Raw genomic sequence first — 8,315 nt, forward strand, 5'->3', positions numbered from 1 at the left:
TCTGCCTGGCGGCTGAAGACGGTTTCAGCTGCTGACGCGGACACATAACCGGGACCACCCGGAGACGCCTGATGAGCGAGCTTTTTTACAACGCCGTGCCGAATGCGACCCGCGTCGCCCCGCCCCTCCCGACACCTCGTCAATACCCCTCGCACAAGCCACGCAAGGTCTATCTGTTTGGCACCTGCGTAGTGGACCTGTTCTTCCCCGAAGCCGGAATGGACGCCATTCACCTGATCGAACGCGAAGGTATCGCAGTCGACTACCCCCAGGGCCAAAGCTGCTGCGGACAACCGGCCTATACCTCCGGCTACACCGATCAGGCCCGCGAAGTCGCACGATCGCAGTTGGCATTGTTCGCCGAAGACTATCCCGTGGTCGTGCCGTCCGGCTCTTGCGCCGGGATGCTGCGCGAGCACTACGAAGACCTGTTCAAGGACGAACCCGAAACCCTGCTCAAGGTCCACGCCCTGGCCGAACGCACCTTCGAACTCACCGAATTCCTGCTGTTTGTGTGCAAGGTGCAATTCAAGGACAGCGGTGCTCCGGTCAAAGTAGCGCTGCACACCTCATGCTCCGCACGGCGCGAAATGAACACCCACCTGCATGGCCGCGAAATGCTCGCGCAACTGAGTAATGTCGAACGTATCGACCACAGCCACGAAAGTGAATGCTGCGGTTTTGGTGGGACATTCAGCGTACGCATGCCGGATATTTCCGGGGCCATGGTCGCCGACAAGACCCGCTCCTTGATTGAAACCGGCGCCCATCAGGTACTGACTGCCGACTGCGGCTGCCTGATGAATATCAATGGCTCGCTGGAAAAACAGAAGCAGGCCCTGCGCGGCCAGCATCTTGCCAGCTTCTTGTGGCAGCGCACCGGAGGCCAGCAATGAGCACCAGCACACTGATCCCCACCGTCGCGATTGAAGAAGACTTTCGCGAGCGCGCCCACGAAGCCTTGGCCGACACGCAACTGCGAAACAACTTTCGCAGTGCCATGGACTCTTTGATGACCAAACGTGCGGCGTCCTTCAGCGACGCCCATGAACGCGAACACTTGCGAGCCCTGGGCAATGCCGTGCGCGCCCGCGCCTTGTCCAAACTGCCCGACCTGCTGCAACAACTGGAAGCCAACCTGACTCGCAACGGCGTGCAGGTGCATTGGGCCGAAACCGTCGACCAGGCCAATGAAATCGTGATGTCCATTGCTCGCCGGCGCTCAGCCAGGCAAGTGATCAAAGGCAAGTCGATGGTCAGCGAAGAGATGGAGATGAACCACGTGCTCGGCGCCCAGGGCATTGAATGCCTTGAGTCCGACATGGGCGAGTACATCGTTCAACTCGACAACGAGAAGCCGTCCCACATCATCATGCCGGCGATCCACAAGAATGCCGGGCAAGTGGCTGACTTGTTCCACGAAAAACTCGGTGTGGACTACACCAAAGACGTCGACCAGTTGATCCAGATCGGCCGACGCGTGCTGCGCCAGAAATTCTTTGAAGCTGACATCGGCGTGTCCGGCGTCAACTTCGCAGTCGCCGAAACCGGCACTCTGTTGCTGGTGGAAAACGAAGGCAATGGCCGCATGTCCACCACCGTGCCACCGGTGCATATCGCCGTCACCGGTATCGAAAAAGTCGTCGAAAACCTGCGCGATGTGGTGCCACTGCTGTCACTGCTGACCCGCTCGGCCCTCGGCCAGCCGATCACCACCTACGTCAATATGATCTCCGGCCCGCGCAAACCCGGCGAACTGGACGGCCCCGAAGAAGTGCATCTGGTACTGCTCGACAATGGCCGCAGCCAGGCATTTGCCGACAGCGAGTTACGCCAGACTCTTAACTGCATCCGCTGTGGTGCCTGCATGAACCACTGCCCGGTATACACGCGCATCGGCGGCCATGCCTACGGCGAGGTTTACCCGGGGCCGATTGGTGCAATCATCACGCCGCACATGGTGGGCCTGGCCAAAGTTCCGGATCACCCCAGCGCGTCGTCGCTGTGCGGTGCCTGCGGCGAAGTGTGCCCGGTAAAAATTCCGATCCCGGCCCTGCTGCGCCGCCTGCGCGAAGAGAACGTCAAAGCGCCGGATGCTTCGCCCCGAATCATGCGCGGCCAGGGCAGCAAGTACTCGCGCAAAGAGCGCCTGGTCTGGAACATGTGGGCCAGACTCAATAGCTCTCCCACCCTCTACCGCGTGTTCCTCAAGGCTGCCACCCGCCTGCGCGGGCTCACGCCGAGCAATGTCGGGCCGTGGACGCAAAACCACAGTGCCCCCAAACCCGCAGCCCGCTCCCTGCACGATATGGCACGCGTGCACCTGGCGAAAAAATCGGGAGACCCGCGATGAGCGCTAGACAAAACATCCTCAACAAACTGCGTAACAGTCTGACAGGGACCACACCGGTGCCTGACAACTTCGACGAAGTGCTGGTGACACAACCCTGGACTTATACCCCGGAACAACGCATCCCTCAGCTGCGCAAACTGATGGAAGCGGTGCACACCGAAATCCACCTCAGCACCGAACAGGACTGGCCCGCTCTGTTGGCGCAATTGGTCACCGACCGTCAACTGCCGAGCCTGCTGATTGCCCCGACCACGGCCCACGGGCAAAAAGTGACGGCGCACTGGGAGCAAAATCCCGGGTTGGCGCCGCTCAAGGCCTACAACCGTCCGGTGGAAGAATGGAAAGCCGAACTGTTCAATGACACCCCGGCCAGCCTGACCACGACCCTGGGCGCGATTGCTGCCACCGGCAGCCTGATCATGTGGCCAACCCCTGAAGAACCGCGCCTGATGAGCCTGGTACCGCCGGTGCATTTCGCCCTGCTCAAGGCCAGCGAAATCCGCGACAACTTCTATCAGGTGCAGCAAGAGATGAACTGGGCCGCCGGGATGCCAACCAACGCATTATTGGTATCCGGCCCGTCGAAAACCGCCGATATCGAGCAAGTGCTGGCCTACGGCGCCCACGGCCCGAAAGACCTGGTGGTGTTGATCCTGGAGGATGCATGAGCCTGCCCGCTGCCTTTGTGCGTGATGTCGAACAACTGATCGCGCAGGACCGCCGTTTCAGCGACCCGCTGTCCACCCTGGCCTTTGGCACTGACGCCAGCTTCTATCGGCTGATCCCCAAGCTGGTGATCCGCGTCGAGTCCGAAGACGAAGTGGTCGAACTGCTGCGCCTCGCCCGTCGCGATCAGGTGCCGGTGACTTTTCGCGCCGCCGGCACCAGCCTGTCGGGGCAGGCCATCAGCGACTCGGTGCTGATCGTGCTTGGGGATAACTGGAACGCCAAGGAAATACGCGGCCAGGGCACACAAATCCGCCTGCAACCCGGGGTTATCGGCGCCCAGGCCAACGCCTGGCTGGCACCGTTCGGGCGCAAGATCGGCCCCGACCCGGCCTCGATCAACGCCTGCAAAATCGGCGGCATCGTCGCCAACAATGCCAGCGGCATGTGTTGCGGCACCGCGCAAAACACCTACCACACCCTGGCTGGCCTGCGCGTGGTGCTGGCCGACGGTACCCGGGTCGATACCGAAGACGCGAACAACGTCGCCGACTTCCGCCAAAGCCATGCTCCATTGCTCGAACAGCTGGCGACATTGGCCCGCGAGACCCGCGCCAATCCCGAACTGGCTGCCAAAATTCGCCATAAATACCGTCTGAAAAATACCACTGGCCTGTCGCTCAACGCCCTGGTGGATTTCGATGACCCGCTGGATATCCTCAGCCACTTGCTGGTGGGCAGCGAAGGCACGCTGGGCTTCATCAGCTCGGTGACCTACGACACGGTAATCGACCATCCGAATAAAGCCTCGGCGCTGATCGTGTTCCCCGACGTTGAAACCTGTTGCAACGCAGTCACCGTACTGAAAAGCCAACCTGTGTCCGCCGTGGAGCTACTGGATCGTCGCAGCCTGCGCTCGGTACAGGACAAGCCCGGCATGCCGGCTTTCGTACAACAGCTGTCGGCCAATGCCTGCGCCCTGTTGATCGAGTCCCGTGCCGCAACCTCGACCTTACTGCACGAACAACTGGCGCAAATCATGGCGTCGATGGCGGCGTTCCCGGTCGAGAAACAAGTCGACTTCACCGAGGACCCGGTGGAAAACGCAAAACTGTGGGCGATCCGCAAAGACACCTTCCCTGCAGTCGGCGCCGTGCGCAAAACCGGGACCACGGTCATCATCGAAGACGTGACCTTCCCGGTCGAACAACTGGCCATCGGCGTCAATCGCCTGATCGAGCTGTTCGACAAACACCACTACGACGAAGCGATCCTGTTTGGCCATGCCCTGGAGGGCAACCTGCACTTCGTCTTCACCCAGGGTTTCAACAACCCCGAAGAAGTGGCGCGTTACCAGGCATTTATGGATGACGTGGCGCAACTGGTGGCCGTGGAATTTGGCGGCTCGCTCAAAGCCGAGCACGGCACCGGGCGCAACATGGCGCCTTTCGTAGAACTGGAATGGGGCAGCGATGCCTACCAGTTGATGTGGCAGCTCAAGCGTTTGCTGGACCCCCAGGGCATTCTCAACCCTGACGTGGTCCTCAGCGAAGACCCGCACATCCATCTAAAGCATCTGAAACCGATGCCCGCCGCTGACGAGATTGTGGATAAATGCATCGAGTGCGGCTTCTGCGAGCCGGTATGCCCATCAAAAGGCCTGACCCTCAGCCCGCGCCAGCGGATTGTGATCTGGCGCGACATTCAGGCCAAAAAGCGCGCAGGTATCGACACCCTAGAACTGGAAAAAGCTTACGCCTACCAGGGCATCGACACCTGCGCCGCTACCGGTTTATGCGCACAGCGTTGCCCGGTGGGTATCAATACCGGCGAGCTGGTGAAAAAACTCCGGGCCCGCAGCGCCCACAGCGTGAAAACCGCCGACTGGCTGGGAAATCACTTTACAACCACGCTGCAAGGCGCCCGCTTCATGCTGCACGCCGCCAATGGCGCACGCATGCTGCTGGGTGCGCCGCGGCTGGGCAAAATCTCGGCCGCGCTGACCAAGGCAAGCAAAGGCCGGGTACCCTTGTGGACCAACGCCATGCCGCAACCCGAACGGCCGATTCGCTTCAGCCCGCCGGTCAATGATGCACGGCCGCGCGTGGTGTATCTGGCCGCGTGCGTTTCACGGGTGATGGGGCCGGCGGCAGGCGACAGCGAGCAAATGTCGCTTCTGGATAAAACCCGCGGCCTGCTGGAAAAAGCCGGTTACCAGGTAGTGTTCCCCGACAACATGGACAGCCTGTGTTGCGGCCAGCCGTTTGCCTCCAAAGGCTATGCCGAACAGGCCGAACACAAACGCCAGGAACTCATCGGCGCCCTGCTGCATGCCAGCCGTGGCGGGCTTGATCCGATCTACTGCGACACCAGCCCTTGTACCTTGCGCCTGGTGCAGGACCTGAACCAGTCGCGCCTGGACCTGTACGACCCGGTGCGTTTTATCCGCACCCACCTTGTGCACAAGTTGAACTTCACCCCGCAGACCGCGCCGATTGCCGTGCATGTCACTTGCAGCACCCAGCACCTGGGCGAAAGCCAGGCGCTGATCGACATTGCACGGCTGTGCAGCACCCAGGTAGTGATTCCCGAAGGGATCCATTGCTGCGGATTTGCCGGCGACAAAGGCTTCACCACACCGGAGTTGAACGCCCACTCGCTGCGCACCCTGAAAGACGCCGTGCAGCATTGCAGTGAAGGGATATCCACCAGTCGCACCTGCGAAATCGGCCTGAGCCAACATGGCGGAATCGATTACCACGGGCTGGTGTATCTGGTGGACCGGGTGACCACCACCCTCTAGGAGCGAGCTTTTTACGTCGACGGCATGCAGGCTGGCTCGCCCCGGACGCCCTGCCGAACACTCAAAAAAACGCCCCACTTTTGGGCATAAAAAAACTCATTCCATGGCGGCCAAATACAGGCAGAACTCCTGAGCACAGCTATAGTCAATTGGCTTAAGGCCCCAATGTTTGGGGCATATAACCGAGTCCGGAGACACCGGGCCTACCCTGTACACAAGGAGTTTTCCCCATGAAGCGTACCGCTCTTGCTGGTCTGTTTATTTCCGCTGTGATGTTGGCCTCTCCGGTGTTTGCGGCTGAAACCGTTCCTGCAAAGGATGATTTGTGCGCCATCAACCTGCAAAGCATTGAAAACGCCATGGCTACTTCTGGCCAGACAAGTGAAAACACCGCCGACGACATCAAGGCTGGTTACGAAAAGGCCAAGAAAGAACAGGCGAGCGGCGATGACAAAGCCTGCATTTCAACCACCACTCAATTGCTCCAGCGTATCCAGGATAACAACAAAGGTGGTGATGACGGCAAGTAAGCCCTTGATGGGGTTGGCCTTCTGCGCCGCAAAGGCGTACACTCCGCTAGCTTGCTGGTAATACACAGCAAGCATCGGGGCCGTTTAGGATTCGACGCCGGTTGCGAAACTCTAGGTGCATGCCGAGTTGGTAACAGAACTCGTAAATCCACTGTTGCAACTACTTATAGTTGCCAATGACGAAACCTACGAGGGTCAAGCTCTCGCAGCGTAAGCTGCCTTAGCCATCCTCCTGGTACCTTCGGGTCCAGCAATCACTAGGGGATGCCTGTAAACCTGAAGTGATTGTCATATAGAACAGGATCGCCGTGCAGTACGTTGTGGACGAATCGGCTAAAACTTACACAACTCGCCCAAAGCACCCTGCCCTTCGGGTCGCTGAGGGTTAACTTAATAGATACGGCTAAGCATGTAGTACCGACAGCGGAGTACTGGCGGACGGGGGTTCAAATCCCCCCGGCTCCACCAACTTTACATCTAAAGACGTCCACGGACGTCTTTTTTTGTGCCTGAAACCTAGTAAAATCAAGGCTTTAGGGTCTACCGGCGTCCATGGACGTCCGGCACAATCCACGACATCGGGTATTCCAGATGGTATTCCAAGCCCTTCAGTGGTAATTTTTGGAATACCAATTGATGTCATGGAACACCTCATGTGCGCCCAAGCCACCCGCCTCTCTGACCGCCAACTCAAAGCGGTAAAGCCGAAAGACAAGGACTACGTCCTCAGTGATGGAGACGGTCTACAGCTGCGTGTGAGGGTCAATGGCTCTACGCTATGGAACTTCAACTACCGGCAGCCGATTACCAAAAACCGCATCAATATGGGCCTCGGCACCTACCCAGAACTCTCGCTCGCTCAAGCCAGGAAGAAAACGGTCGAAGCCAGAGAACTTCTCGCTCAGGGCATCGACCCGAAAGAACAACGTAGCGAGCTGGCGCAGACAAAAAGGCAGGCAACCGAGCACACATTCGAGAACGTGGCGTCTGCCTGGTTTGAACTGAAAAAGGATTCCGTAACTCAGGCTTATGCCGAGGACATCTGGCGCTCGCTCACGCTGCATGTCTTTCCATCGCTGGGAACAATACCTGTCTCGCAGATCAATGCCCCGATGGTCATCGAGCTGCTACGCCCTTTGGAAACCAAAGGCAGCCTGGAGACAGTGAAGCGACTGACCCAACGACTCAACGAGATCATGACCTACGGCGTGAACTCAGGAATGATTTTTGCCAATCCCCTCAGCGGCATCCGGGCCGTTTTCAAGAAGCCGAAAAAGCAAAACATGGCCGCCCTCCGTCCCGAAGAGCTGCCAGAGCTGATGGTTGCCATCGCCAATGCGAGCATAAAAAGAACCACACGCTGCCTGATCGAATGGCAACTCCATACCATGACCCGCCCTGCAGAAGCCGCTACGACATCCTGGGCTGACATCGACCTCGACAAGAAAACCTGGACGATCCCAGCGGAACGTATGAAGAAGCGACGTGCGCACGTCATACCACTGACCGAACACGCACTTGCTCTGCTGGAGACAATAAAGCCCTACAGCGGCCACAGAGAATACGTGTTCCCAGCTGACAGAGACCCACGGGATCATTGCAACAGTCAGACGGCAAACATGGCCCTGAAACGTATGGGATTTGAAGGTAGATTGGTGAGCCACGGTATGCGCTCCATGGCCAGTACTATCCTCAACGAACACGGCTGGGATCCGGAGCTGATCGAGGTAGCGCTTGCCCACGTCGATAAAGACGAGGTTCGCAGCGCCTATAACCGAGCGGGCTACATCGAGCGCAGACGCCCGATGATGGCCTGGTGGAGCGATCACATACAGGATGAATCGCCCCTAGTTTCGTAGACACCTCCAAGCCTTAAAATGAGGCCCATTAGGAGGTGCCATGAGCAACCAGCGATATCCCGAAGAATTCAAAATCCAGGCGGTCAAACAAGTGACCGAAAAGA

The 8,315-nt window shown here is 58.8% G+C and carries 6 protein-coding genes and 1 other RNA gene; all 7 read left to right on the top strand.

Annotated features, from left to right (window positions below):
* The first annotated feature begins 71 nt into the window (after positions 1 to 71).
* The 7 genes from EQV90_RS19585 (at position 72) to EQV90_RS19615 (ending at position 8,211) form a co-directional block, all read left to right on the top strand.
* Positions 72 to 896, top strand: a complete 825-nt coding sequence (locus tag EQV90_RS19585) for a (Fe-S)-binding protein (protein ID WP_003439562.1) — start codon at positions 72 to 74, stop codon at positions 894 to 896.
* Positions 893 to 2,353, top strand: a complete 1,461-nt coding sequence (locus tag EQV90_RS19590; RefSeq protein WP_240878561.1) for a LutB/LldF family L-lactate oxidation iron-sulfur protein — start codon at positions 893 to 895, stop codon at positions 2,351 to 2,353. The genes EQV90_RS19585 and EQV90_RS19590 overlap by 4 nt, the downstream gene beginning before the upstream one ends.
* On the top strand, positions 2,350 to 3,021 hold the full coding sequence (locus tag EQV90_RS19595) for a lactate utilization protein (protein ID WP_127196824.1): 672 nt from the start codon (positions 2,350 to 2,352) through the stop codon (positions 3,019 to 3,021). Before EQV90_RS19590 ends, EQV90_RS19595 begins: the two co-directional genes overlap by 4 nt.
* Entirely contained in the window at positions 3,018 to 5,822 is a 2,805-nt protein-coding gene (locus EQV90_RS19600) for an FAD-binding and (Fe-S)-binding domain-containing protein (RefSeq protein ID WP_160626194.1), read from the top strand. Before EQV90_RS19595 ends, EQV90_RS19600 begins: the two co-directional genes overlap by 4 nt.
* 230 nt (positions 5,823 to 6,052) lie before the next feature.
* Positions 6,053 to 6,352, top strand: coding sequence for a hypothetical protein (locus EQV90_RS19605; RefSeq protein ID WP_003439557.1), 300 nt, complete (start codon positions 6,053 to 6,055; stop codon positions 6,350 to 6,352).
* Positions 6,353 to 6,428: 76 nt separating this feature from the next.
* Positions 6,429 to 6,820, top strand: a transfer-messenger RNA (tmRNA) gene (ssrA, locus tag EQV90_RS19610).
* A 185-nt stretch (positions 6,821 to 7,005) separates the two neighbouring features.
* The gene (locus tag EQV90_RS19615; RefSeq protein ID WP_240878562.1) at positions 7,006 to 8,211 is read left to right on the top strand and encodes an integrase domain-containing protein; all 1,206 of its coding nucleotides are present in this window, start codon (positions 7,006 to 7,008) and stop codon (positions 8,209 to 8,211) included.
* The last annotated feature ends 104 nt before the right edge of the window (positions 8,212 to 8,315 follow it).

Source organism: Pseudomonas sp. TMW22089 (genome assembly GCF_022496645.1).
GTDB lineage: Bacteria > Pseudomonadota > Gammaproteobacteria > Pseudomonadales > Pseudomonadaceae > Aquipseudomonas > Aquipseudomonas paraversuta.